We start from the raw sequence: 25556 nt of genomic DNA on the forward strand, positions 1-25556 counted from the left end.
GTGCCCGTCAAGGAGCTGACGTGGCCGAGGTCGGGGCGAGCTGGCGGGTGAGGAACTCGAGCTGGTCACGGATCAGGGCTTCGAAGGGATCACCGAGGTAGAAGTCGAAGTGGCCGGCGTCGTATCTCTTGATCTCCCCGCGGGGCGCCGTACGCGCGTACCGAATGGTCTGAGCGGGAGGCGTGACGGTGTCGGTGTTGCTGACGCAGAAGAGGATGGGGAAGGCGATGGTCTTCGCCGCACGCCCGGGCCGATAGGTGAGGATGTCGAGAGCGACGCGTGCCGCTACCTCGTTCCGGAACGTGCTCCCCGGCGGGCTGATCGCCTGATACCCGGGCAGTGCATCCGGTGCGTTCATGAGTGCCGGCGAACCCGGGGCAGCTGCCAGCGGAATCATCGCGGGCGCACCGCCACGAACCTTGGCCGCCAGATCCCTGACGATCTGAGGAGCTGTCTTGAGCGAGGCAACCGGGCCCAACGCGACCGCGGACGCGAGACCGTCCGTGAACGGGCACTGGGCCACGGCCGCCCGCAGTTCAGGATGACGTGCGGCGACTGTGATCGCGTGGCCACCGCCGAACGAGCTGCCCCAGACCGCCATGCGGGAGCCGTCGAGGTCAGGCCGGGTCCGCACATAGGCGATCGCGGCATCCCAGTCGGCGAGCTGCCGCTTGATCGACAGCAGCTGGCGAGGCTGGCCCCCACTGTCGCCGAAGTGACGATAGGTAAACGCCAACGCGGCGATGCCGGCCGCCGCGAAGCGCTCCGCGAAGGCGTCCAAACGCATCTCGCGAGTGGCGCCGAGGCCATGTCCGAGGATGACCACAGGCGGCGAGACAACTCCGTCGGGAACATAGAGCCACGCCGAACAGGTGCTGTCGCCGGACTGGAAGGACACGTCCACGCGGGTGAAGGGCGGGGGAGTGGTCATCGCCGGTTCGCCGCCCATTCGTGCTTCGCAGCCGCAGGCACGCTGCCCGACGCGAGCGCGCGTCCGTACGTCTCCGCGTCGTAGAGAGGCAGCTCGCCGATCGAGTCGGTGGCCGCTTGGTAGTCGATCATCAACTGCTGAGCAACCTTCGACTGATCAGCGACGAGAAACTCGGTGTTCTCGACGTGCAGACCTGCGGGCAGTGACATCGAACCGCCGAAGTACACCGACCTCTTGATCGCCGCCACCGCTGCCTTGGTCCGCGAGCCGAAGTGCTCGCCGAGCTCGACTGCTCTGGCGACGACCTCGTCCGGCGGGACGACCTCGTCGACCGCCCCGTTGGCGAGAGCTTCCGCCGGTGTGAACGGCTTGCCTTCCAAGATCGCGACCAAGGACTCGTGGGTGCCGATCAGGCGGGCCAGCCGCTGGGTGCCGCCGCCCCCGGGAATGATGCCGAGGAGCACTTCCGGTTGGCCGATGAAGAAGTCGCCGTCAGCCATCACGCGCAGATCGCAGGCCCAGGCGAACTCGGCGCCGAGACCGAGGGCAGAACCGTTGAGGGCGGCAACAAAGATTGTGCCGCTGCCGTTCATCCGCAGGAACGTCTCATGCAGTCGGGCGAGCTGAACGCCTCCCCACAGCGGGGTCTTGCGCACCACGGGTTCGAGGGCACGGACTCTGTTCGCGATCTTGGCCATCCGTACGACGGCGGACGCGGACCGGCGGCCGAACGGAGGAAGCGCGGCGCCCTCTTCCTGGAGCCATCGGACGTCGGCATGACTGACGAACCGCTCGGGATGTGTCCCGGTGAAGACCACAGCGCGGACGTTCGGGTCGCGGTCAGCCCGGTCCACCAGCCGATCCAGCTGATCGGCGATGTCGACGCCGAACAACGCGTGCGGGCCGCCGGCGACGCGGACGATCAGGACTGTGTCGCGATCCTCGATCTCGAGATGAGGCTTGTCGTTGGGTGTCATGGCCCTGCTTCCGTGAATAACGAAGTTATAGGCGCTAACATAACTAAGTTATTGGGGCCTGACAAGACCTCGGACAGGCGAGAGGGCAGCAACGTGGAGTCAAGTGGAGACGCGGCAGACGGGTCTGGACTTGCGGCGCCCGATGGTGTGCCGCAACGGCTCGTTCGAGCCACGACCCGACTGCTGGCCGAGCAAGGACCATCCGCCATCAAGGCACGGAGCGTGGCGTCCGCGAGCGGCCTGTCGACGATGGTGGTCTACAGCCACTTCGGCGGCATCCCCGAACTCATCCGGGCCGTTGTCGACCATGGATTCGCTGAGCTCGACAGGGCCTTCGCCCGGGTGCCGGTGACGGAGGATCCGGTCGCCGACCTCTGTGCTCAGTCCTTGACCTGCCGACGGGTCGCTTGCGAGAATCCGCATCTGTACGACCTGATGTTCGGACTTTCCACCCGCGCGACGTACCGACCGATCTCGGACTCTGCTGCCCGGTTGAGTGGACGCTCGCCGGCCTTCCGGGGTGCCTACGCGCACGTCGCCGAAGCGTGCGCACGGCTCGTGAACTCCGGTCGGGTCCGACCGGAGGATCCTGAGGTCGTGGCCGCGCAGTTGTGGAGTTTCGTCCACGGCTACATCAGTCTCGAACTGGCCGACCACTTCGTCGACTTCGACGACAGTGTCACGCAAGTACTGCTCCCGATGGGAGTGAATCTCGTTGTAGGGATGGGCGACGAACTGGACCGTGCCCGGGCGTCACACGAGGCGGGCGCACGCCTCTACGACTCGATCTGGCCAAGCTGACGAAGATCAGGCGTGACGGTCATCGGTCCCTGGGACGAGTTGGTCATTCCGGCCCAGGGCCTCGACCTCGCTCTCCAGGGCCGGCACCGCTTTGGCCGCGAAGCGCCTCGTCCAAGGCCATGCCAACGGCGAGTTCAGTGCGGCCTTGGCCCAGTTGGCGACGATGACCGCGCGCGGGACGTAGACGCGACTGCGCCGGCGTACGAGTCCGTCGACGATCGCCGCGGCCGCCTCATCGACGCTCGTGGTGACGTTGCCCGGATAGGGCAGCCGACTGCGCAGCCGCTGGAACGAGGGGAGGTCCGCATCGGCGCCTCGAACGATGTCGGTGTCGATCCACGACGGGTGCACAAGTCCGACCGTGATCCCGAGGTGCGCCACTTCCTGGCGGTAGGCCAGGGTGAGCATCTCGACCCCGGTCTTGCTCGCGGCGTACGACGCCATCCCGGCGAGCGGCATGAAGGACAACGCGGACGCCACCACCATCACGTGACCACGACTCTGCTCAAGATGAGGAGTCGCGTACTTGAGGGTGCGGAACACGCCGTTCAGATTGATGTCGAGCACCCTCTCGAACGACGCCTCGGCCGTCTGCCGCACAGTCCCGTACGCCGCCACCCCGGCGTTGGCCACGACGGCGTCGATGCCGCCCATCACCTGTGCGCAGTCGTCGATCGCGGACCGCACGGCGGCGGCGTCGCGCACATCGGCCTCCCGCCAGGACGCCGTGGGACCGAGGTCGTCGACGAGACTTCGCAAGCGATCGGGCTCGAGTCCGATCACCGCCAGACGAGCGCCTCGCGCTGCGGCCAGCCGTGCCACCTTCTCCCCGATGCCACGTGCCGCACCGGTGACAACCAGCCGTCGACCCACCATGTCGCGATTCATGCAGGGAAACATAACTTCGTTATCACCCATCCGCAATGCCTGATTTTGCCGTGTCTCCGCGAGGTCGCGAGGACTGTGAGGCATGGGAACGGTGTGCGATGCTGTGCCGACCATGAGTGAGGTTGCGCGTCAGGACGTCGTACGGCCGGTGCCTCCGCCGACCGCGGAGTCGTTGGCTCGGAGCGTGCTGCTCCACCTGCCCGAGGTGACCGACGCGCTGGTGGCGACCATCTACGAGCAGAACCCCGCCTATCGCGACGTGGACTCGGTTCCGGCCGACGACCTGTGGCAGTCGTGCCACGACAACGTCGCCCGGGTCATGGAGATGATCGCCGGCGCGGACCAGTCCGCAACCGACGACTTCTTCGATGCGGCGCGCGCAACGGGACGTCGCCGGGCTGAGCAGCGGATGCCGCTGGACGACGTGCTCCGCTCGTTCCGCCTCGGCGGGCGACTGGTGTGGGAAGCGCTGATTCACGAGGCCCGTGCGCAGGGCGTGGACGACTCCGAGGCCCTGCTGGAGGTGGCGAGCAAGGTCTGGGAGGTCGTCGACACCACGTCCTCGCAGGTCGCGGCCGCCTACCACACCGCCGAACGCCACCTCGTCCGCGCCGACGAGCGACGCAGATCTACGCTCTGGGAAGGGTTGCTCCACGGCCGCGCGAAGGACCGGGCTTTCGTGCAGGAAGCGGCGACGGTCCTCGACGTCCCGGTGGATGGCCCCTACACCGTCGTGGCGATCGACAACCTGATCGACGACGACTGCACGACCGCCTCGCTCAAACGGCGGTTGGCCGGTGTTCGAGTCCGGTCGGCGTGGCAGGTGCGTGCGCACACAGTCGTCGGATTGCTTGCCCTGGGCACGGATTCTCCGGACACGGTACTCCGATCGCTGCGCGATATGGTGCACGCGCCCGCCGGTCTGTCCAACGTCGTCTCAGGGTTGGCCAATGTGGACGCTGCCTATCGGATGGCGATGCTTGCTCGGCGTACCCTGCCGGCTGGTGAAGTTGGTGTTGCGTCGCTGACGGAACGCCTGCCCGAGGCGTTGCTCCTCAGTGCTCCGGAGCTGGCCGAGCAACTCGTCGAGCCGTGGCTGGTGCCGCTGATGACGATCCCAGCAGCCGAACGTCAACTATTGCTGGACACTCTGGAACAGTGGGTGGCCGCGGGCGGATCCGTCAGACGCACCGCGGAGTTGGCGCATTGCCATCGCAACACGGTGATCAACCGGCTGCACCGAATCCATCAAATCACCGGCCGCGACCTGACCGACGCCGCCTTTCAGGTGGAGCTCGGGCTCGCCTTGCGTGCCATCCGGCTGTTCCCGCTGCCGAGCCGGTGATTCCCGGCTGTGCGTTTTGCACAGCCGGACTGAACCAAACGTAGGCGTTCTGGCCATGCCGCTCCGCCGTTCGCGGTGCCAGACTGCGTTCCCAGCATTGGTCGAACACGGAGGAATACTCATGGCCGAACACCGTCGTTCGCCGAACCAGTCAGCAGAGATGGCAGCCGACGAACGCGGTCGGCTGGGACGCCGTCGCGTCCTCGGCTATCTGATCGCCGCGCCCACCCTGGCGGTCGGGGTGACCTGGATCGCCAACTCGAACGACCCGCAGACGGCGGATGCCGCGGTGCCCACGCTGCCCCAGCCGGAGCAGATCTTCGACCTCGGCGATCTGCAGAACCTCGCCGCCGCGCCGACGTCCGGGCTGATCTCGGTCCAGCTGAGGACGGACGGCACCGCGTACTTCGCCGTACCGCGGGCCGAGGTGGGCCAGGGCATGACCACCGCGATCGCGATGATGGTCGCCGAGGAGCTGGACCTGCCGATGGACAAGGTCAGCATCGGCCTCGCGGACGCGCGGCCGGAGTTGCTGATGAATCAGCTGACCGGTGGGTCGAACTCGATGCGCAGCATGTTCCTGCCGGTACGCACGGCCGCCGCGATCGCCCGGCAGCGTCTCGTGGAAACGGCAGCCGCGCAGTGGGGTACGCCGGCAAGCAATTTGACGACTCGCGATGGTGTGGTCAGTGGCCCAACCGGCCGGACGGCGACGTACGGATCATTGGCCGAGGCTGCGGCGACCTCCACAACGATCACGGTGTCCGCCGAGCTCAAGTCCCGGTCCGAGTTCACCGTCCTGGGACGCCCGCACAACCGTGTCGACGCTGTCGACATCGTCACCGGCCGCAAGCAGTTCGGGATGGACCGGCAAGTCCCGAACGCGAAGCCGACCATGGTGGCCCGGCCGCCGACGATCAACGGCACGGTGAAGTCGATCAACAACCTCGCCGCCGTGCGTGCCATGCCGGGCATCACCGACGTCGTTGCCATCAGCCACGGTGTTGCGATCCGCGGCGATACCTTCGGCCAGTGCATCGACGCCATCCAGGTGGTTGACGCGACCTGGGGTCCGGGCACGGTGGACAACGAGTCCGACGCCACCGTGCTGGCGAAACTGCGCGCGGCCCAGTTGCCGATGGCCGTGCCGCCACTGCTGTCGAACACGATCGACGCCGAATTCGTCTTCGCGTTCGCCAGCAACAGCCCGCTCGAACCGGACTGTGCGATCGCCGACGTCCGCCCGGACAGCGCGGAGATCTGGGCCAGCCTCAAGGTGCCGATCGTCGCCCAGGAGGACATCGCCAAACAGCTCGGCCTGCCGATCCACGCGGTGAAGGTGCACGTCAATCAGGCCGGCGGCTCGTTCGGCCGGCATCTGTTCCATGATGTGGCAGCCGAGGCGGCGGAGATCTCCCAGAAGATGGGGAAGCCGGTGAAGCTGTCCTGGTCGCGCACGGACAACTTCCGCCAGGGCCGCACCCACCCGATGTGTACGTCGCGCGTGCGAGTGAACTACCTGGCCGGCAACGTGCTCAGCTACGAGCAGCGGCACACCAGTGTGCAGACCGACTTCGGTCACGGACTCGGCGAGATGATCACCTCGACCGCCGCGCACCTGCCCGTCGCGGGCAACCTCTCCTTCGCTGAGACGATCTTCACGCTCAGCCAGTCCTCGCCGTACAACTTCGGTGTCACCACCCAGTTGCTCAACGAGATTCCGCTGAAGTTCAACACCGGCAGCATGCGCAACATCTACTCGCCGAACGTGGTGTGCGCAGAGGAGCTCGTGGTCGACCGGCTCGCCGCGAAGCTGGGCCAGGACCCGGTGCGCTTCCGCCGCAACTTCCTGCGGGACAAGCGGTTGCTGGCGGCTCTGAACAAGGCTGCCGAGGTCGGCGAGTGGGGTAAGGCGATGCCGAAAGGCATGGCGCAGGGCGTCGGCCTGCACGCGGAGTACAGGGGTGCGGTCGCGGCGCTGGTCGAGATCGACTGCCGGCCGGAAACGGTGAACAGGCCCATTCCGGACGGCGTGAGCGGTCCGCGGGTGACCAAGGCACTGATCGTGGTCGATCCCGGGTTCTGCATCAACCCCCGCGGGCTGGAAGCGCAGATGATCGGTGGCCTGCAGGACGCCATCGCGCTCGCGCTGACCTCGAGCCTGCACATCAAGGACGGCATTCCGTTGGAAGGCAGCTGGGACAACTACTTCTACACCCGCCAGTGGAACACGCCGCGGGACGTACAGGTGCTCATCATGCCCAACACCAGTGACAGTCCCAGTGGCGCCGGCGAGCTGGCCGTGGCACCGGCCTTCGCCGCGGTCGCGTGTGCCTATGCCCGCGCGACCGGGACCATGCCGACCTACTTCCCGATCAACCACGGCAAGCTCGGCTTCGAACCTCACCCTCTGGAGCCGTCCACGCCCCAGTCACCGACCGACGGTCTCGACCACACGTTCTGAGGAATCCATGGCAACGCACACTTTCAAGCTCAACGGCAAGCAGATCAGCGTCGATGCCGAGGACAACGTCCGGCTGCTCTGGGTACTGCGCGACCTTCTCGGCGTCACCGGCCCGAAGTATGGGTGCGCGCTGGAGGTCTGCAAGTCGTGCACCTCGCACATCAACGGCAAGGCCTTCAACCCGTGCTCCGTGCAGGTGAAGGACATCCAGCCGGCCGACGAGATCACGACCATCGAGGGCCTGCCGGCGACCGTCGGCAAGGAGCTGCACCCGATGCAGCAGGCCTGGCTCGACATGGATGTCTCCCAGTGCGGCTACTGCCAGCCCGGCCAGATCATGGCGGCCGTTGCCAAGGTCAAGCAGGCCCAGGCGGAGGGCCGCGAGCTCACCGAGGCGGACCTCGACGAGCTGCGCAACATCTGCCGGTGCGGCACCTACTCCCGGATCCGCGAGGCCATCAAGGCCGGCGCGGAGGACATGTGATGCATGGCTTGATGCAGGATCGGCCGTTGGCGCTGCCGCACGTGTTCCACCGTGCCGAGCGGCTGTTCGGTCATAAGAAGGTCCTGACCGCGACCGCCACCGGAGAGGACACCGTCAGCTATGCCGAGTGGGCACAGCGGGTACGGCGGCTGGCGACCGTCCTCGACCGGCTGGACCTCGGTCCGCAGGCCCGGGTAGCCAGCTTCGGCTGGAACACCGGGCGTCACCTGGAGCTGTACTTCGCCGTCCCGTGCACCGGGCGAATCCTGCACACGTTGAACATCCGGCTGTTCGCCGATCAACTCACCTACATCGTCCAGCACGCCGAGGACGAGGTGATCTTCGTCGACCGCTCGCTGCTACCGGTTCTGTGGCCGTTGGCCGATCAACTGCCGTCAGTGCGGTTCTTTGTGGTGATGGACGACGGTGCGGACACTCCGATTCCGGCCGACCCGCGGGTACGGGACTACGAGACCCTGCTCGCCGAGGCCGAGCCGAAGCAGGGACGCTTCGAGATCGACGACGAGAACGCCGCAGCCGCTTTGTGCTACACCTCCGGCACCACCGGCAACCCGAAGGGCGTGCTCTACTCACATCGGTCCACCGTGCTGCACTCACTGATGCCGCTGACGGCGGATGTGTTCGGGCTGAGCGAGCGGGACGTCCTGCTGCCGGTCGTACCGATGTTTCACGTCAACGCGTGGGGTCTGCCGTACGCCGCCGTACTGGCCGGTGCCGATCTCGTGTTCCCCGGACCGTCGATGACCCCGGCCGCGTTGCTGGGGCTCATCGAACGGCATCGGGTGACGTTCACCGCCGGCGTACCGACTATCTGGATGGGCGCGGTGCCGCTGCTGAAGGAGCACGACCTGAGCAGCCTGCGGTTGGTCGTCGCCGGCGGATCGGCGGTACCGGCCTCGCTGTCAGAGTCATGGCGGGAGGCGATCGGGCTGCCCATCACCCAGGCCTGGGGGATGACCGAGACCAGTCCGATCGGTACCGCGGCCACCTTGCGCTCGCATCATGCCGATCTCACCGAGGCGAAGTTGCAGCACGTGCGGGCCAGCCAAGGGCAGCCTGTTCCGCTCGTGGATCTGCGCATCGTGGATCCGGACAGCGGGGCCGAACAACCCTGGGACGGTGTGTCCGCGGGGGAGTTGCATGCCGCCGGTCCGTGGATCGCCAGCGGCTACTTCGGCAGCGATGGCGATCCGAACTTCACCGACGACGGCTGGCTGCGCACCGGGGACGTGGCGGTGGTCGAGGAGGACGGCTACCTGCGGCTGGTCGACCGGGCCAAGGACCTGGTCAAGTCCGGCGGCGAGTGGATTTCCTCGGTGGAGCTGGAGAACCACATCATGGCCCACCCCGACGTACGGGAAGCGGCAGTGATCGCCAAACCGGACGTCAAATGGTCGGAGCGCCCGGTCGCCTGTGTGGTCGTCAAGCCTGGCGCTGTGCTGGTCGCCGAGGACATCCTGGAGCACCTGCGCCCTCGGGTCGCCCGATGGTGGCTGCCCGACGAGATCCGGTTCATCGACGAGCTCCCCAAGACCAGCACCGGGAAGTTCTCCAAGAAGACACTGCGCGAACAGCTCTACCCAGTCCCGGCCGACGGGGCTGGACATGCGTGACCTTCTCCCGCACATCCGGGAGTGGTACGCCGACGGCGGGCGTTTCGCAGTAGCCACCGTGATCGACACGTTCCGCTCGGCGCCTCGCCAACCCGGCGCGGCCATGGCCGTATCCGGCGACGGCGTCGTGGTGGGCAGCGTGTCCGGCGGCTGTGTCGAAGCCGATGTATATGAGGTAGCTCGGGAGGTCATCCAGACCGGCTTGCCGTCGGTACGTCGGTACGGCGTTTCCGATGATGATGTGTTCGCCGTGGGACTGACCTGTGGGGGCGTGATCGAGGTTCTGGTGCAGCCGGTCGACCTGGCCTCGTTCGCCGAGTTCGATGCGGTCTCCGACGCGATTTCGTCGGGGCGGCCGGTTGCGGTTGCGACTGTGGTCAGTACGGGAGATTGCCTTGGGCATCGGTTGGTCGTTTGGCCGGACCGGGTCACTGGCAGTCTCGGTGACTCGGGTTTGGATGCTGCCGTGGTCGAGGATGCGGTGGCCATGCTTGACCAAGGGGCTACAGCGATCCGGCACTACGGTCCGCAGGGGGAGTGTCAGCGCACCGAGGTCGCGGTGTTCGTCCAGGCGTTCACGCCACCGCCGCGGATGTTCGTGTTCGGCGCGATCGACTTCGCGGCGGCCATGGCTCGTACGGGCAAGTTTCTCGGCTACCACGTGACGGTTTGCGACGCGCGAGGAGTGTTCGCCACCCGGCTGCGGTTTCCCGAGGCGGACGAGGTGGTGGTCAGCTGGCCCCACCGGTTCCTCGCTGAGGCGGTCGAGCAGGGACTGGTTGATCGCCGTACCGCACTGTGCGTGCTGACCCACGATCCGAAGTTCGACGTGCCGTTGCTGGAAGTTGCCTTGCGCACCGAAGCCGGTTACATCGGCGCGATGGGCTCGCGCCGTACCCACGACGAGCGGCTGTCCCGCCTGCGGGCGGTCGGGGTGACCGATGCCGAGTTGGCCCGGCTGTGGTCACCCATCGGTCTGGATCTCGGCGCTCGGACCCCGGAGGAGACCGCGATCTCCATCGCCGCGGAGATCATCGCGACCCGCTCCTCGGCCAGTGGACAGCCCCTGTCCACCACCAAGGGACGGATCCACGGCGAGACCGCAGCGTGGGCACCCGCGCAGCACGAATCCCTGGAGGGCACTTCCGTCTGACCGTGATGATATCTAACACGCGCGCCGGGGGCCGCGGGCGGATCATCAACATCTCCTCGCTCGGCGGGCTCGTCCCAACCCCTTCATGGCGGTCTATGTCTCGACCAAGCATGCGGTCGAGGGGTACTCGGAGTCCCTGGACCACGAGGTCCGCGAACACGGCGTACGGATCCTGCTCGTCGAGCCCGGCCCGATCAACACCCCGTTCGACGCGAACATGGTGCAGGCCGATACTCCGATGCCGGTGTACGCGCAGCGGCGGCGTACTTTCGAGGACGTGATGGCGGAGGCGGTCAGAGAAACTCCACGGCCCGCTTGACGAAGTCCTGGTGGAACTGGAACACACCGCCGTGTGTCCGGCATCGGGGTAGATGACGAGTTGGCTGTTCGGGAGTCGTTGGTCGAGGTCGTAGGTGTTCGTGGTGCACCATGCAACTCTCCCGCGCCGTGGCCGACCGGGAGCTCGCCGATCAGATCCTCGAGCAGGGCGTCCAGAACGCTCTCGCGGTACTCGATACTGCGTAGGACTCGGCGTCACACTGCGGGTCGTAGGCGGAAGGCGGGGCCGGGGATCGACTCGATGTCTTCGAGCTGAACGTGGTGGTCACGATCGCAGCGAATCTGGATGTCGACGTGGCCGCCGCAGCCTCGGTGCCGTGCCTCCACAGCCGGCCCTTCCGGGTCGGCTCGGTACTTGTCGCCCCACTGCATGAGTCCCATCACGGCCGGTACCAGGTCCATGCCCTTTTGCGTGATCACGTACCTGGGCCGGCTGCGGGCGCCTGGTTCCTTGTATGTCTCGGTGGCCAGAATCCCTTCCTGCACAAGCATTTTCAGCCGCTCCGCGAGGAGGTTGCGGGGGCAGCCGAGGACGTGCTCGAACTCGCTGAAGCGCGACGACCCGTACCAGACCTCGCGCAGTATCAGGATCGTCCACTTCTCACCCACGATCTCGAGGGTGCGGGCGATCGAGCAGTTCGACGTGTCCCGATCGAGGCGAGGGTCCAGGCCGGCGGCGTCCTCATCGGCGTCGTTCCGAGCATCCATGGAACCACTCTAGCCGACTCTGAGTTTACTTTTCTATACTCAGCTGTCATGGTTGAGGCACCACCCCCCACCCGCGGCTGAAGAGGACATCATGAAGGCATTCATCATCGACCGGTACAAGAGCGGCCTCCGGGCCGCCGAGATGCCGGTTCCTGAGCTGGGGGAGTACGACGTTCTGGTTCAGATCCACGCCGCCGGCGTGAACCCGATCGACGCCAAGATCAAGGACGGCGAGTTCAAGCTCATCCTGCCTTATCGCCTGCCGTTGATCATGGGCAGCGACCTGGCCGGAGTCGTCGTACAGGTCGGGCCAGGTGTGCAGCGATTCAAGCCAGGCGACGAGGTCTATGCGCGACCCGACAAAGACCGCATCGGCACCTTCGCGGAATTGATCGCGGTCAACGAAGACGACCTGGCGGAGAAGCCGCAATCACTCACCATGGAAGAAGCCGCCTCCCTTCCGATGGTCGCGCTCACGGCATGGCAGGCCCTGGTCGAGCGAGCGAACCTGAGGCCCGGGCAGAAGGTCCTGATCCACGCGGGCTCGGGTGGTGTGGGAACAGCCGCGATCCAGCTGGCCAAGCATCTCGGCGCAACGGTGGCCACAACGACAAGCACCGCCAACGTCGACCTGGTGAAGAGCCTCGGCGCAGACGTCATCGTCGACTACAAGAACGAAGACTTCGAAACCGTCCTGCACGACTACGACGTCGTCCTCGACCCCTTGGGCGGCAAGACCACCGAGAAATCTCTGCGAGTACTCCGTCCCGGCGGCAAGCTCATCGGGATCTCAGGCCCGCCCGATCCGGATTTCGCGAAGGAGATGGGAGCTTCACGCTTCCTGCGACTCGCCATGACCCTCCTGAGCTACCGAATCAAGAGGCAAGCGCGACGCCGCGAGGTGACCTACTCGTTCCTCTTCATGAAGGCAAGCGGCGACCAACTGCGCAAGATCACCTCCCTCATCGACGAAGGCGCCATCCGCCCGGTCGTAGACAAAGTCTTCCCCTTCGACTCGACCAATGAAGCCCTCGCCTACGTCGAAAGCGGCCGCACCAAAGGCAAGGTCGTCATCAAGCTGAGGTGACTCGCGTTCAGATGACGTTGACGGCGTCCAGGAAGCGGGCGGCGACCATGTTCGGCAGGTCGACGGCGGGGAGGCGATCGGTCATGTCATCTTCTTCTCTGGTTGTGAGGCGGGACCGCGGATCGCCCGACTACGGCGCGAAACGAGCCACCCCTGAGGCCGTCGTCAAGACGGCACTCCAAACCCTGGACCGCCGTTCCGCACCGCCATCGGTGGTCACCAACGGCCGCCCGCTCGCCCTCGCCGGCAGGGTGATCCCGCGCCGGCAGGTCGTCCAGATCATGGGCCGGATGGCGCGCCGTTAGCGGGCCGCCCTCCGGCAACGTCGCCGACCTCGACGAGGCCGATCGGAATTCTGCAGGAGGCCTTAGTCGGTCATGGCCTCGGCGACCGATCGGGGCGCCTGCACCTTGGTGAACTGGATGTTGCCGGCGGGCATCATCCACGTCATGACGTTCACCGCCAACCGGCCGACCCGCACCGCCGGATCGCCTTCGGCATGCTTTCGGGCGGTCTCCGCGTCCACCGACCATACGGAAAACCCGCGGAAGCGCTCGTCATCCTGCTCCATCAACGGTCCACGAGCCAGCACCAGCCCCCGAGCCTGCAGATCAGCCCCGTACGCCATGTGCCGATCTTGAAGCTCGTCCGCCTCTTCATCCGTCATGACAGGCGCATCCGTCCGCAACGTCAACAAAATCACGGTGAACCGATCAAATCGCATACGCCAAAACCTACCGGCCGTCGGATCGGCAGGGCCGTTCTCGATCAGCCGGTGGCCAGGCGTGGGCAGCGCTGGAAGGCCGGGAACGCGGGATCGGGTTGGCTGAGTTCGAGGTACAGAGGCTGACCCTCGATCCCCGTAGCCTCGCTCGACGTCGCTTACGAGCCAGTCCCACGCGCCGACCATCTCGGCGACGGTGAACGCCTTCCGCCGGCCACGCTGATGCAGAAGTTCGCCGACCTGTGTTGTTCTGCGCGAGATTTAGGCCGGGCGGCGGTTGGCGGCCTACGATTCGGCGGTGAGTTCCTCGCTGACTGTTCGCCCGGCTCGAGTCGCGGACGTCGCGCAGATGGCACGCGTGAATGTGCGGTGCTGGCAGGAGACGTATCGGGGACTCATGCCGGACGCAGTGCTCGACGACCCAGGCTTCCTGGCTGCTCGGGAGCGGTTTTGGACTGCCGCGTTGACCGACGAGCGCTATCGCGAGAACCGCGTGGCTGTCGCTGAGCGGGACGGCGCGCTGGTCGGGATCGCTATGTCAGGCCCGCCCTTGGACGCCGGGGCGGCGTGGGCGAGGCAGCTGTATGTGCTCTATGTGTATGCGGCCGACCACGGCACGGGTGCTGGGCCGGCGCTGCTGGAGGCGGTCGTCGATCCGGAGGAGTCGGTGGCGCTGTGGGTGGCCGACCCGAACCCTCGTGCACAGGCGTTCTACCGCAAGCACGGCTTCGTCGCCGACGGGACAGCCCAGGTCGAGGGCGGGGTCCGGGAGATCCGCATGGTCCGCGGCACGCAGCACAGTCGGTGATCCAGTTCGCGGGCGGGCTCCCGCGGCTGCGCGGCTTCTTGGGGCATCCGCGGATGTTCCCGCAGGTCAAAGTCACAGGGTCTGAGATCGTCTCGGCACGCCTGTCGCCTGCTCGGATAGCCGCCGTGCTGCCGCAAGCGTCAGGGGTGAGAGACGCAGGTCACAGGTGGGGGAGTCACATTTTTGGCGGGTGTCTCGTCGGGTCTGTGAGGGATGCGGATTCATCTGTGTGGAAGGGATGTCATGAGTTCAGTGTTTGAGGGGCTTCGGCAGGGCTTTGGTGGGGACGTTGTTGAGCCGGGTGCGGCTGAGTATGAGTCGGCCAGCCGGGCGGTGTTGGCTTGGGGGAGTCCGGTCGGTGTGCTGCGGCCGGAGAGCGTGGGGGACGTGCAGGCGGGGGTTCGGTTCGCTGTCGAAGCGGGGCTGGTGCTGTCTGTGCGCGGGGGCGGGCATGGGTTCGCGGGGTTTGGGACCAACGATGGTGGGGTTGTGATCGACCTCAGCAGGCTTGCGGATGTGGAGGTTGTTGACGAAGAACGGCATCTGGTCCGTATTGGCGGCGGGGCCAACTGGGGGCAGGTTGCGGGGGCGTTGGCTCCGTATGGGTTGGCGATCTCGTCGGGGGACACGAAGAGTGTTGGTGTCGGTGGGTTGACGTTGACTGGTGGGATCGGGTGGAAGGTCAGGAAGTGCGGGCTGGCGTTGGACAGCTTGGTCGCCGCTGAGGTGGTCACGGCCAGTGGGGAGGTAGTGCGGGCCAGCGCAGAGGAGAACTCGGAGTTGTTCTGGGCGATTCGCGGTGGGGGCGGGAACTTCGGGATCGTGACTGCCTTTGAGTTTGTGGCGCATCCGACCACGGACGTGTTCTTCGGGAAGATCGCGTTCGCGGCGGCGGAGGTGAGCGCCGTGCTGCAGGGGTGGGCGGAGTACATGAGGACCGCTCCAGAGGACCTCACGGCTATTGCGGTCTTTGCCAATCCGTTTGCGGGTGGACCTGCGGCGCCGATCGAGATCCACGTTGCCTTTGATGGCGATGACTCGGAGGTTGCGGCGCGGGTGCTCGATCCGATTCGGCGGCTGGGCACGGTGATCGAGGACGATGTGGCGCTGAAACCGTACGCGGAGATTCTGGAGGAGGGCTTGGTTCCGCCGCCGGGGATCCAGTTCGTTACCCGGAGCGCTTTTGTGGACGAGGAATCGGTGTCTGACGTCCTTCAGATTCTTGCCGAGGTGGGGGCGTCGGAGGGGTCGCCGGCAATTTCAGTTCGCAGCGTTGGTGGTGCGGTATCACGCGTGCCCGACGACGCGACGGCGTACGCGCATCGGCAGGCGGAGTTGATGTTCGTGACGGCGACTGGGGGTCCGAAGCCGGTGGTTGAGGCTGCTCGTCCGGGTCTGGAGGCGATCTGGGGGAGACTCACACCTCACATCAGCGGCGCCTACGCGAACTTCCTTGCTTCGGCTACCGAGGAGGATGTCGCTGCGGTCTATCCGACGGAGACCTACAAGCGGCTCGCGGCGGTCAAGAGCCAGTACGACCCCAGCAATCTGTTTGCCGGCAACCACAACATCAGGCCTCAGTAGACCTTGGCAGGTGCCGCGTGGCTGCGAGGGCGAGTCCTCCGAGTACGCAGGCGGCGGCTGCGGTGAGGATCAGTGGGGTGTAGCCGAGTGCCGTCGCGAGGGCCGCGGCGGCCAGTGGTGCGGTGGCGGCAGCAATCGTGATTGGGGTGCCGAGGAAGCCGGCGATGGTGGCGTAGCCGTGGTCGCCGTACCGGTCGAGGAGGATCGCGGGTTTGGCGATCGAGGCGACGCCGAACCCGAGCCCGAACGCGATCAGGCAGGCGGCAGCGCCGATGACGCTGTCGCCCGCCGCCGGGAGGAGACTCAGGGCGATGCCTTGCAGGGTGATGATGACGGCGGTGATCGATGTGATCGGCAACCATCGGCGCAGGATGGTGGTGACGATCCGGCCGGTGACCGACAGCAGGCCCAGCAGCCCGGTCAGGGTCGCGGCGGTGGTGGGGGAGTGGCCGAGCTTGGTGAGGTAGGTGACGAGGTGTACGCCGATGACCGCGAGCGCGGAACTGTGGAGCACGAAGGCCACGGCGAGCAGCCAGAACCCGGCGTCACGTAGTACGCGCGTCGGTGCGGCAGCCGTCTTCAAGAGCTGACCAGACGGGTCCGTACGACGTAGTACCAGGACATGGAGCGGCACGGTCACGATGGCGATCACGCTAGCCAGTACTACGAGAGCCTGTCGCCAGCCGAGGGCGTGGATCAGCTGGCCGGTGAGTGGGATGAAGATCGAGCTGGCGAACCCGGCGACCAGGGTGACGCCGAGCAGTGCCGTCGTACGGCGTTCTGGTGCGGTGACGGCGACGATCACGGCGAAGGCGGGCGGGTAGAGCACCATCGCCGAGGCGATGCCGAGGGCAACGAACACCGCATAGAGCTGATACGCGTCGTGAACCTGCGACCAAGCAAGCACCGAGGCGGCGGCGATCACCGAGCCGGCGCTCATGACGCCGTGACCACCGCGTGCGTCGAGCCAGCGTCCGACCGGGATCGCAAGGACCGCGCTCACCAGCGAGGCGAGTGTCAGCGCACCGGTGGCAGTGGTCGTGGAGATGCGGAGGTCGAGGCGCATCGGTTCGAGGAGCGCGCCGAAGGCGTAGTACAGCACGCCATAGCTGACGGTCGTGGTCACCGCGAGCGCGGCGACCACGTCGCTGCGGAAACCACCACGACCGGCAAGGCTGGGCGCAGTGCCGGTCGTGGCTGTCATCAGCCGCAGCAGCTCGATTGGGTCGTCGGCCTGTCCTCAATGACTGTCAGCAGTCCACCGCTGATGCCGGTGGCCAGGCCGCGACCGGCCGGTGCCGAGATCGCCTGGGGTGCAGGCCCGCAACAACCGCTGGCCTCGTCGGCGCTGCCGCCGTACGCGAGGTTGGACGAGCACACGCCGGTTTCCGGCAGATCTAGCTGGACATCCCGGGCGGCCTCCCAGTCACCGGCCACGGCGGCGACCACCGATCGGGCCTGTTCGTAGCCCGTGGCCAGCAGGAACGTGGGCGCGCGGCCGTAGGACTTCGCCCCGACCGCGTAGTACCCGGGCTCCGGGTGGGCGAGTTCGTCGACGCCGTGGGGCGGGACAGTGCCGCACGAGTGCTTGTTCGGGTCGATCAGCGGTGCCAGTGCTCGGGTGGAGCCGAGGATCGGGTCCAGGTCGAGGCGTAGTTCGGAGACCATGTCGTGGTCGGGGCGGAAGCCGGTGGAATTCACGACGGTGTCGGCCACAACGGTCCGCTCGCCGGAGGTGAGTTCGATCCGCCCGTCGGCGGTGCGGTCGACGGCCTCGATCCGGAACGAGCTGACCAACTCGACCTGGCCGGACTGGACGAGTTTCTTCAGGCGGCTGCCGAGGGCGCCGCGAGCTGGGAGTTCGTCGGCCTCGCCGCCGCCGTAGGTGCGGGCCTGGTCGGTGCCGCGGACCACCCAGACGATCTCGGTGCCGGGAGCGTCCTGGGCCAGTTCGCCCAGGTCGAGCAGGGTTGTCGCGGAGGAATGGCCGGCGCCGACGACCGCCGTACGACGGCCCGCGAAGCGGTCACGGTCGGTGCCGAGTACGTCGGGCAACGCGGTCGCGATGCCGTCGACGTGATCGGTTTCGCCGCGAGCCGGGATTCCGGAACCACCGAGCACGTTCGGCTTGCGCCAGGTGCCTGCGGCGTCGATCACGGCCGACGCGAGCAGTTCGGTGCCGTCGGCAAGGCGGACCAGGAACGGCGCGGCCTCACGTCCGGCCGTGCGGATCCGGTCGAAGCCGACACGGGTGACCGCCACGACATCGGCGTTGTAGCGGATCCGGTCGTTGAGCTGCGGAACCTTGGTGAGCGGCTGCAGATAGGCGTCGATCAGGTCGCCGCCGGTCGGGAGCTTGCCCAGGTCCGGCTCGGTCCAGCCTGCGCGTTCCAGCAGGCGGCGGGCCGCGTTGTCGATGTCGTATCGCCAGGGGCTGAACAGCTTCACCTGCCGCCAATCCTCGATCGCCGACGCGACACTCGGCCCGGACTCCAGCACCACGAAGCCCAGGTCGCGCTCGGCCAGATGCGCCGCTGCCGCCAACCCCACCGGCCCTGCACCGATGACAACCACGGGGGCCGCTGTTTGCTCGACCACGATCCACTCCCTGTCTTGAAGTTCATCTAATCAACGAGTCCCACCTTGCCTCGTGATTAGACAAGAGTCAAGATAGAGGCATGTCGAAACAGGAGATCACCCTGACGCCGGTTTCCGGCGCTTCCTGCTGTACGCCGATCTCCGACGCGGCCCTCGATTCGGCCGGGGCAGCCGACGGGGCGGCCGTGTTCAGGGCGCTGGCGGATCCGGTCCGGCTGCGGCTGCTGTCGATGATCACGTCCGCAGGTGACGAGATCTGCGTGTGCGACCTGACCCCGCAGTTCGAGGTGAGCGGTCCGACCATCTCGCATCACTTGAAGGTGCTGCGGGAGGCAGGTCTCGTCGACTGTGAGCGGCGCGGGACCTGGGTCTACTACTGGCCCGTCCCCGAACGCCTCCAGTGGATTTCGACCCTCCTCGCCGTCCCGGAGACCGCATTGACGCGCTGACCACCGGCCGGCCAAGACTGCCCGGCTGCGGGAAGCGTGTCTCGGCTTGACTCCGAGAAATAGCTCAGTGATTATTGAGGCAATGAACACTGAGCTATTCACCCTGGCGGATCGGGCCCGCATCCATGCGGCGCTCGGCGATCCCGCGCGGCTGGCGATCGTGGACACCCTGGTCGCCGGCGACGCGGCGCCGGGGGAGCTCGGGGCCGCGCTGGAACTGCCGACGAACCTGGTCGCCCACCATCTCAAGGTCTTGGAGGACGCGGGTCTCGTCGTACGGACGCGTTCCGAGGGAGACCGGCGCCGTACCTATGTGCGGTTGCGGCCCGGAGCGTTGACGGCGATCACCACGCCCGCGCTGACCGCGGTGAAGCGGGTCGTCTTCGTCTGCACGCAGAACTCGGCTCGCTCCCAGCTTGCCGCGGCGATCTGGTCGCGCCGCAGCCACGTCCCCGCCGTGTCCGCCGGCACGGAGCCCGCCGAGCGCGTGCACCCTCGTGCGCTCAAGATCGCGCGTCGACACGGTCTGGATCCCCAGGGGTGGCGGACCGCGAGCCTGAAGGACGTCGTACGACGCGACGACCTGCTCATCGCGGTCTGCGACAACGCCCATGAACACCTGCCCGCCGAGCAACGACCGCGATTGCACTGGTCGATCGCCGACCCTGCACCGGCCGACACCGACGCGGCCTTTGAGGTCGCCTACACCGAACTCGCCGACCGGATCGAACGGCTGGCGCCCGCACTGTCGCCCGGAGCGGCAGACTCCACCGGGAGCAAACGATGACCGAACTCGCCTGGCACCGACACGAAGACCTGTCCATCGACCAGCAACTCGCGCTCCGCACCGCCGCCGCGCGGCTCACGGATGAGTTCTCCGACATCTACGGTCCGGAGACCATCGAACGGTTCCTGCACACCAGCTACGACCAGTTCGCCACCGGCAGCACCGTTCCCAACTTCCTTCCCCTGTTGGCCGAACGCTTCGCCCGGCAACGCCTCAGCGCACTCGCCCGGGTCGAGGGACACCATGACGACGGCAAGCCCGTCGTGCTGTTCCTCTGTGTCCACAACGCCGGCCGTTCCCAGATCGCGCTAGGCTTCTTCCAGCACCTGGCCGGCGACAACGCCGTGGCCTGGTCGGGAGGCTCCGAACCCGGTATCGACGTCAACCCGGCCGCGATCGCCGCGATGGCTGAACGCGACATCGACATCGCCGGCGAGTACCCCAAGCCCTGGACCGACGAGATCGTCCGCGCCGCCGACGTCGTCGTCACGATGGGCTGCGGCGACGCGTGCCCGATCTTCCCCGGTACTCGGTACGAGAACTGGGACCTTGACGACCCGGCCGGCCTCGACGTTGCCGACGTACGCCCGATCCGTGACGAGATCGAACGCCGCGTCCGCGTCCTGCTCGACGAGCTCGCCGTACCGGTGAGCCGCGGATGAGCCACGCCCAGCCGCTGTGGCGGCGCGCCGTCGCCGAGGCGCTCGGGACCGGGTTGCTCGTGACGGTCGTCATCGGCTCCGGCATCGCGGCGGCGAGCCTGTCGCCCGGCGACATCGGCCTGCAGCTTCTAGAGAACGCCTTCGCCACCGCGCTCGGCCTGGCCGTGCTGATCCTCATGCTCGGCCCGGTCTCCGGCGCCCACTTCAACCCCGCGGTCTCCGTGATCGACTGGTGGCTCGGCCAACGCACCAGCAGCGGGCTCTCCCTACGCGACCTCGCCGCCTACATCCCCGCCCAGATCGGTGGCGGCATCGCGGGAGCGATCCTGGCCAACCTCATGTACGGCGAAGCCGCGGTCTCCTGGTCGACCACCGATCGTTCCGCGGGACATCTGTACATCGGCGAGACCGTCGCCACCGCTGGCCTGATCCTGCTGATCTTCGCGCTCGCCTGGTCCGGCCGCGCGCAACTCGCACCACTTGCCGTCGGCGCCTACATCGGATCGGCGTACTGGTTCACCTCATCCACCTCGTTCGCCAACCCGGCCGTCACCATCGGACGCGCCTTCAGCGACACCTTCGCCGGTATCGCCCCTGGCTCAGTGCCCGCCTTCATCGCCTTCCAAGCCTTCGGTGCCATCCTCGGCGCCGCGCTCGTCATCGTCCTCTATCCCAACGCGGGCCAGGCGGCCGACGACGTCGTCACACCCACCCACACAGGAGCATCCTCGTGAGCAAGCCTGCAGTTCTCTTCGTCTGCGTCCACAACGCGGGCCGATCACAGATGGCCGCCGGCTGGCTGCGCCACCTCGCCGGTGACCGGGTCGAAGTACGCTCCGCCGGATCAGAACCGGCCGACCAGATCAATCCGGCTGCGGTCGAAGCCATGCACGAGGTCGGCATCGACATCACTGGCGCCGTACCGCAGATCCTCGAAACCGAGGCCGTCCGGGCCAGCGACGTCGTCATCACCATGGGCTGCGGCGACGCCTGCCCCATCTTCCCCGGCAAACGCTATGAAGACTGGGAGCTCACCGACCCCGCGAGCCAGCCGATCGAGGTTGTCCGCCAGGTCCGCGACGACATCCGCAACCGCGTCGAGAAACTCGTCGCGGATCTCACCGGATCACCGTGAGCGACCACGTAGACGAGCCGTAATCGGCGGGCGTTGGTCGGCGTCTTGACAGTGCTCACTCTCCGGAGTCCTATTTCAAGTGGGGGATTGAACGGATCTGGGGGGTGTGGATCTCCCTGTTGGCCATTCGTAATACATCAAGCAGACCGGGAGAAGGAGGCAGTATGTCCGACACGCGGAGCATCGACGCCCCGAACGAGGTACGTCCCTTCAAGGACCACGGGCACATGGACGTCGTCACTCTGGGCGACTTCACCCTTGGCCGCGGCGTGTTCGAGCCAGGCTGGCGCTGGTCCGAGGACGTCAAGCCCATCGCCGGAACCGATTCCTGCATGGTCCACCACACCGGCTTCTGTCTGTCCGGGCAGATGACCGTCCGGTTCGACGACGGCCGCGAGCTCAGCGTCGGGCCCGGCGACGTGATGGACATCGACCCCGGACACGACGCGTGGACTACGAGCGACGAGCCATGCGTCTTGCTGGACACCGGCGTCCGGGGATACGCCAAGCCTGCTTAAGGGTCAGCTGGGCTTCGCCACGACCTGGTGAAGGACCAACGTGATGGCCAAGATGATGGCGGCGACGGTCAGCAAGCCGTAGGGGGAGGAGCCGGCGGCGAGAGATGCGCCGCCGAGGGCGCTGCCGAGGGAGATCGCGCTGCCGTTGAGGGCCATCACGATGGGGGCGGAGTCCGGGGCGAGGGCTGCCAGGCGGGCCTGTTGAGGGACGGCGGCGCCGCCGTTTCCGATTCCGGCGGCGAAGAACCACACCAGGCCCGCGACCCCCAGTACTCCGGACGTGGACGCGAGCACGCCGAAAAGAGAGTTCAACAGCAACGCGGTCAGGATGACCGTGAGCACGGGCAGTGGGGTGAACCGGTCCGCGAGCCGGCCGGTCACCGCATTGCCGAGCATGCTGGCCAGGCCGTACCCGAACATGATCACGATGATCATCCACTCGGCCGGGAATGCCGGACGCAGGATCAGCGTGGCGTAGGTGAAGCAGGTGTAGCTGCTGCACAGGATGCCGGTCGTGACCAGGAGACCGGCCAGCAGACGTGGTTGGGCGAGGGGGCGCAGGCGCGCGGCGAGGGTGCGCGCGGGGAGGTGCAGCCGGGGAAGTTTGAGCAGGATGCCGGCCAAGGCGATGGTGCCCACCACGGAGACCAGGATCATCGGGAACCGCCAGTTGGACTGTCCGAGCGCCAGGCCGACCGGTACGCCGAGTGCGGTCGCCGTCATCCATCCGCCGAGAACGAAGGACAGCGCCTTGCCGCGATGCCGGATGGGCGTCCACGCGATCACGTACCCGGTGACGGCGGCGTTGAGCAGGCATCCACCGAGTGCAGCCACCACCCGGCCGCCGAGCGCGATCGGATAGCTGGGCGCGATTCCGACGATGAGGTTGCCGAGCACGAAGACGCCCAGGGAGAGGGCGATGGTGCTGCGTTGTTCCCAGCGGCTGGTCACGGTGCCGAGCAGCGGCGCCGCCAGCGCGGACGTCAGGGCGAACGCCGACATCAACTGCCCGGCGAGTGCCTCGCTGACGTGCAGATCGCCGGCGATGGCTGGCAGTAGACCGGCCAGCACATAGCCGTCGATGCCCGTCGAGAACGTCGCTACCGCAAGCCAGAGCAGCGGGCGGTAGGACACTGACTGACGTCGGCTGGCTACGAAAGGGCGTTTGTCAGCAGTGCCACGAGCGCCTCGAGCTGGACGTCCGCCGACGACGAGACTTCTTCGTCGGACCCGTCGAGTGCCCTGGCGGCGAGCCCTGCCTTGGCGTCGATGAGGTCCGCGATCCTGGTGTCGACGGTCTGCGCGGCGATGATGCGCCACGCGGTGACCGGCTCGTCCTGGCCGATGCGGTGCACCCGGTCGATGGCCTGCGTCTGCTCGGCGTTGGTCCAGGAGAGCTCGGCGAGCACGACGTTCGAGGCGACCTGCAGGTTGAGGCCCACGCCGGCTGTCATCAGCGAGCACACCGCGATGGATACCTCGGGATCGTTGACGAACGCGTCCACATTCTTCTGGCGCTTGGTCCGGGTCTGGTCGCCGCGGATCGAGGAGAAGCGGATGTCGCGTTCGGTGAAGACCTTCTCGGCGGCGTCCAGCACCTCGATGTGCCTGGCGAAGAAGACGACCTTGCCGACGTTGTGCGCGAGTTGGGCGGCGTAGTCGGCGGCCATCCCGGCTTTGGCTGCGCCGATACGGCGTACCAGGTTGAAGATGTTCTCGCCGGATTTCGCCTTGTCCGAGTCGGACCGTTCCCAGCCGGCGACGCGGCGTACCAGGCCGTGGTCGATGCCGTCCACGACCTCGCCGGAGGTCCGCGTCGCGAGTGCGCTGTGATAGCGCGCCACGAGGCGGTCGGCGAGCTCGCGCTCGGCGTCGCGGATCGACCGGCCGACGGCGCCATCGAGCTCGACGGGAAGGTCGGCGATGCGGCGGGCGGGGATGTCGGCGGCCACGTCGACCTTGCGGCGCCGGACGATGCCCAGGTCGATCACGCTGGCGCGGGCGGCCGCGTAGAACCCGGGGTCGGCCGGGGTCAGGTCGCTTCGCTCGAGCGATTCCATCAGCTCGGCGCCGGGGGTCTTCTCGTCGATCCAGCCGAGGAACTGCCAGATCGCGGCGAAGTCCTCGATGTCGTTGATCAGCGGGGTGCCGGTGAGGGCCATCAGCAGCGGACGAACCGTACGGGCCCGGATCCGCTCGGACAGTTGCAGGACGTTCCGCGAGCGCTGGGACTTCTTGTTCTTGATGAAGTGCGCCTCGTCGACGACCATGCCGCGGAAGCCCAGGTCGCCGAGCCAGCCGACGTGCCGGTCGAGCACCTCGTAGTTGACGATGACGATGTCCGCGAAGCCGTCGATGGAGTCTCCGTCGCCGTGGATCACGGTCGCGGCCCGCTTCGGCGTCCAGGTCTGGGCCTCGCGGGCCCAGTTGGTCTTCACGACGTTCGGTACGACGACGAGCAGCGGGTACGCGTTCGCGGCCTGCGCGGCGAGCAGGGCCTGAGCGGTCTTGCCCAGACCTGGCTCGTCGGCCAGCAGGAAGGTCCGATGGCCCGCCGAGGTGGCGGCAACCACTTGCGCCTGATGTGGCATCAGTTCCAGGCCGGCCGCTATGCGCAGGGTCGAGGGCTTGGGCAGGGACTTGGTTGCCGAGGCGGCTGCGTACTCGAAGGACTTGAACAGGGGGCCGATCAGCTCCCAGCCGGCCAGTCGTCGCGGTCGCGCCTCGCGAGGAGCGGCGGAACTGAAGTCGGGGGCGAGGAAGGGGTTGGCGAGCTGTCGGGAGACGACCGACTGCGGCACGACCCGACGCGCGGGTGGGGCGGCGGTGGTCTCCGGCTCGACTGGTGCCGGAGCCTCGGCAGGCGGCTCCATACCGGCGGCCAGCTGGAGCTCGCGCTTGAGGGAGACGGCGCTGTCGGACATGACGGCGTCCTCGGCGAGCAGCGCGAGGAGCGAGGTGTCGCGAGCGGCGGTCTTGGCGAGGATCGTCGCGACCCCGTCGAGGCGCCTGAGCTGCTCCGCGCGGTAGGCGTCGGTGTAGCTCTGGTCGGCGTTCACCCGGGCCCGCTCCTCGCGGACCAGCAGGGCCACGACCTGGAACTTCGTCCGGACCGACGGCCGGATGGCGCCACGTTGAACGGCCCCCTCGACCTCCCGCACGGCACGGGCGAGGACCGGGATGAGGCCGTCGGAGTCGACCTCGCGGACCCGACGCCGACGTCGGGGAGCGGTATGCGAAGCGCCTGACCGGCGCTGGCCTCGCTGGGCCAAGAAGTCCTCCTCAGGGTCGCCACGGCACCCTTGCCGTGACGGAACACAACACCGCACGCCGTCGATGACAATGTCCGGATCGGCCACCGGCGCGATGGCTCAGTCCGCCGCTCCTGCGAGCGATCGACAGTTGGACTACGAGGGACCCGCCACCGTTTGGGACCGACGACCACTGGTCGATGGCCGTGAGTTCCGGCTGAAGGTGCGG

At 67.2% G+C, this 25556-nt stretch carries 26 protein-coding genes; 17 read left to right on the forward strand and 9 right to left on the reverse strand.

Translation table 11 applies throughout. The features are described from left to right. Window positions 1-7 precede the first annotated feature (7 nt). Window positions 8-931: an alpha/beta hydrolase gene (locus EV643_RS29025; RefSeq protein ID WP_133803344.1), complete on the reverse strand. Its 924-nt coding sequence runs from the start codon at window positions 929-931 to the stop codon at window positions 8-10. After that, complete coding sequence (locus tag EV643_RS45975) at window positions 928-1908, reverse strand: enoyl-CoA hydratase/isomerase family protein (RefSeq protein ID WP_133803345.1); 981 nt, start codon at window positions 1906-1908, stop codon at window positions 928-930. The genes EV643_RS29025 and EV643_RS45975 overlap by 4 nt, the downstream gene beginning before the upstream one ends. Between EV643_RS45975 and EV643_RS29035 the strand changes: the two genes are divergently transcribed. Then, on the forward strand, window positions 1885-2709 hold the full coding sequence (locus tag EV643_RS29035; protein ID WP_133803346.1) for a TetR/AcrR family transcriptional regulator: 825 nt from the start codon (window positions 1885-1887) through the stop codon (window positions 2707-2709). The genes EV643_RS45975 and EV643_RS29035 overlap by 24 nt on opposite strands. 6 nt (window positions 2710-2715) lie before the next feature. Here the strand turns inward: EV643_RS29035 and EV643_RS29040 are convergent, their stop codons facing one another. Then, window positions 2716-3597 carry a short-chain dehydrogenase/reductase gene (locus tag EV643_RS29040; RefSeq protein ID WP_133803347.1) on the reverse strand — a complete coding sequence of 294 codons (882 nt, stop codon included), beginning with the start codon at window positions 3595-3597 and terminating at the stop codon, window positions 2716-2718. A gap of 112 nt (window positions 3598-3709) precedes the next feature. Here EV643_RS29040 and EV643_RS29045 point away from each other — a divergent pair, with 112 nt between their 5' ends. From EV643_RS29045 to EV643_RS29070, 6 genes are all read left to right on the forward strand, one after another. Beyond that, window positions 3710-4942 (forward strand): PucR family transcriptional regulator, encoded by a 1233-nt coding sequence (locus EV643_RS29045; RefSeq protein ID WP_166665620.1) that lies wholly within the window; start codon window positions 3710-3712, stop codon window positions 4940-4942. A 121-nt stretch (window positions 4943-5063) separates the two neighbouring features. Then, window positions 5064-7406 carry a molybdopterin cofactor-binding domain-containing protein gene (locus tag EV643_RS29050; RefSeq protein ID WP_133803349.1) on the forward strand — a complete coding sequence of 781 codons (2343 nt, stop codon included), beginning with the start codon at window positions 5064-5066 and terminating at the stop codon, window positions 7404-7406. 7 nt (window positions 7407-7413) lie between these two features. After that, complete coding sequence (locus EV643_RS29055) at window positions 7414-7890, forward strand: (2Fe-2S)-binding protein (RefSeq protein ID WP_133803350.1); 477 nt, start codon at window positions 7414-7416, stop codon at window positions 7888-7890. Beyond that, window positions 7890-9524: a long-chain fatty acid--CoA ligase gene (locus EV643_RS29060; protein WP_133803351.1), complete on the forward strand. Its 1635-nt coding sequence runs from the start codon at window positions 7890-7892 to the stop codon at window positions 9522-9524. Before EV643_RS29055 ends, EV643_RS29060 begins: the two co-directional genes overlap by 1 nt. Continuing rightward, window positions 9517-10677 (forward strand): XdhC family protein, encoded by a 1161-nt coding sequence (locus EV643_RS29065; protein ID WP_133803352.1) that lies wholly within the window; start codon window positions 9517-9519, stop codon window positions 10675-10677. Before EV643_RS29060 ends, EV643_RS29065 begins: the two co-directional genes overlap by 8 nt. An 85-nt stretch (window positions 10678-10762) precedes the next feature. Beyond that, window positions 10763-10996, forward strand: coding sequence for an SDR family NAD(P)-dependent oxidoreductase (locus EV643_RS29070; protein WP_202869801.1), 234 nt, complete (start codon window positions 10763-10765; stop codon window positions 10994-10996). 215 nt (window positions 10997-11211) lie between these two features. On the opposite strand, the gene EV643_RS29085 is transcribed toward EV643_RS29070, so the two are convergent. Beyond that, on the reverse strand, window positions 11212-11724 hold the full coding sequence (locus EV643_RS29085) for a winged helix-turn-helix transcriptional regulator (protein ID WP_202869802.1): 513 nt from the start codon (window positions 11722-11724) through the stop codon (window positions 11212-11214). A 91-nt stretch (window positions 11725-11815) separates the two neighbouring features. Here EV643_RS29085 and EV643_RS29090 point away from each other — a divergent pair, with 91 nt between their 5' ends. Further along, window positions 11816-12811 carry an NADP-dependent oxidoreductase gene (locus EV643_RS29090; RefSeq protein WP_133803353.1) on the forward strand — a complete coding sequence of 332 codons (996 nt, stop codon included), beginning with the start codon at window positions 11816-11818 and terminating at the stop codon, window positions 12809-12811. An 83-nt stretch (window positions 12812-12894) separates the two neighbouring features. Beyond that, entirely contained in the window at window positions 12895-13116 is a 222-nt protein-coding gene (locus EV643_RS29095) for a hypothetical protein (RefSeq protein ID WP_133803354.1), read from the forward strand. 62 nt (window positions 13117-13178) lie between these two features. Here the strand turns inward: EV643_RS29095 and EV643_RS29100 are convergent, their stop codons facing one another. Continuing rightward, entirely contained in the window at window positions 13179-13535 is a 357-nt protein-coding gene (locus EV643_RS29100) for a YciI family protein (protein WP_133803355.1), read from the reverse strand. A gap of 298 nt (window positions 13536-13833) precedes the next feature. Here EV643_RS29100 and EV643_RS29105 point away from each other — a divergent pair, with 298 nt between their 5' ends. Continuing rightward, entirely contained in the window at window positions 13834-14343 is a 510-nt protein-coding gene (locus EV643_RS29105) for a GNAT family N-acetyltransferase (RefSeq protein WP_202869803.1), read from the forward strand. A 243-nt stretch (window positions 14344-14586) separates the two neighbouring features. Then, window positions 14587-15927, forward strand: a complete 1341-nt coding sequence (locus EV643_RS29110; RefSeq protein ID WP_133803356.1) for an FAD-binding oxidoreductase — start codon at window positions 14587-14589, stop codon at window positions 15925-15927. Here the strand turns inward: EV643_RS29110 and EV643_RS29115 are convergent. Together EV643_RS29115 and EV643_RS29120 are read right to left on the reverse strand one after the other, a co-directional pair. After that, window positions 15914-17131, reverse strand: coding sequence for an MFS transporter (locus EV643_RS29115; protein ID WP_133803357.1), 1218 nt, complete (start codon window positions 17129-17131; stop codon window positions 15914-15916). The genes EV643_RS29110 and EV643_RS29115 overlap by 14 nt on opposite strands. Continuing rightward, on the reverse strand, window positions 17131-18525 hold the full coding sequence (locus EV643_RS29120; RefSeq protein ID WP_133803358.1) for an FAD-dependent oxidoreductase: 1395 nt from the start codon (window positions 18523-18525) through the stop codon (window positions 17131-17133). The genes EV643_RS29115 and EV643_RS29120 overlap by 1 nt, the downstream gene beginning before the upstream one ends. 80 nt (window positions 18526-18605) lie before the next feature. Here EV643_RS29120 and EV643_RS29125 point away from each other — a divergent pair, with 80 nt between their 5' ends. From EV643_RS29125 to EV643_RS29150, 6 genes are all read left to right on the forward strand, one after another. Further along, on the forward strand, window positions 18606-18974 hold the full coding sequence (locus EV643_RS29125; RefSeq protein WP_133803359.1) for an ArsR/SmtB family transcription factor: 369 nt from the start codon (window positions 18606-18608) through the stop codon (window positions 18972-18974). Between the two features lie 82 nt (window positions 18975-19056). Then, on the forward strand, window positions 19057-19761 hold the full coding sequence (locus tag EV643_RS29130) for an arsenate reductase/protein-tyrosine-phosphatase family protein (protein ID WP_133803360.1): 705 nt from the start codon (window positions 19057-19059) through the stop codon (window positions 19759-19761). Next, complete coding sequence (locus tag EV643_RS29135) at window positions 19758-20423, forward strand: arsenate reductase ArsC (protein ID WP_133803361.1); 666 nt, start codon at window positions 19758-19760, stop codon at window positions 20421-20423. The genes EV643_RS29130 and EV643_RS29135 overlap by 4 nt, the downstream gene beginning before the upstream one ends. Further along, window positions 20420-21157: an aquaporin gene (locus EV643_RS29140; RefSeq protein ID WP_133803362.1), complete on the forward strand. Its 738-nt coding sequence runs from the start codon at window positions 20420-20422 to the stop codon at window positions 21155-21157. The genes EV643_RS29135 and EV643_RS29140 overlap by 4 nt, the downstream gene beginning before the upstream one ends. Continuing rightward, entirely contained in the window at window positions 21154-21558 is a 405-nt protein-coding gene (locus EV643_RS29145; protein ID WP_133803363.1) for an arsenate reductase ArsC, read from the forward strand. Before EV643_RS29140 ends, EV643_RS29145 begins: the two co-directional genes overlap by 4 nt. Window positions 21559-21722: 164 nt before the next feature. Next, window positions 21723-22076 carry a cupin domain-containing protein gene (locus EV643_RS29150; protein WP_133803364.1) on the forward strand — a complete coding sequence of 118 codons (354 nt, stop codon included), beginning with the start codon at window positions 21723-21725 and terminating at the stop codon, window positions 22074-22076. Between the two features lie 3 nt (window positions 22077-22079). Here the strand turns inward: EV643_RS29150 and EV643_RS29155 are convergent, their stop codons facing one another. Beyond that, the gene (locus EV643_RS29155; RefSeq protein WP_133803365.1) at window positions 22080-23210 is read right to left on the reverse strand and encodes an MFS transporter; all 1131 of its coding nucleotides are present in this window, start codon (window positions 23208-23210) and stop codon (window positions 22080-22082) included. Window positions 23211-23227: 17 nt separating this feature from the next. Further along, on the reverse strand, window positions 23228-25348 hold the full coding sequence (locus EV643_RS29160) for a DEAD/DEAH box helicase (RefSeq protein ID WP_133803366.1): 2121 nt from the start codon (window positions 25346-25348) through the stop codon (window positions 23228-23230). Between the last annotated feature and the right edge of the window lie 208 nt (window positions 25349-25556).

This window comes from Kribbella caucasensis, assembly GCF_004361855.1.
Lineage (GTDB): Bacteria > Actinomycetota > Actinomycetes > Propionibacteriales > Kribbellaceae > Kribbella > Kribbella caucasensis.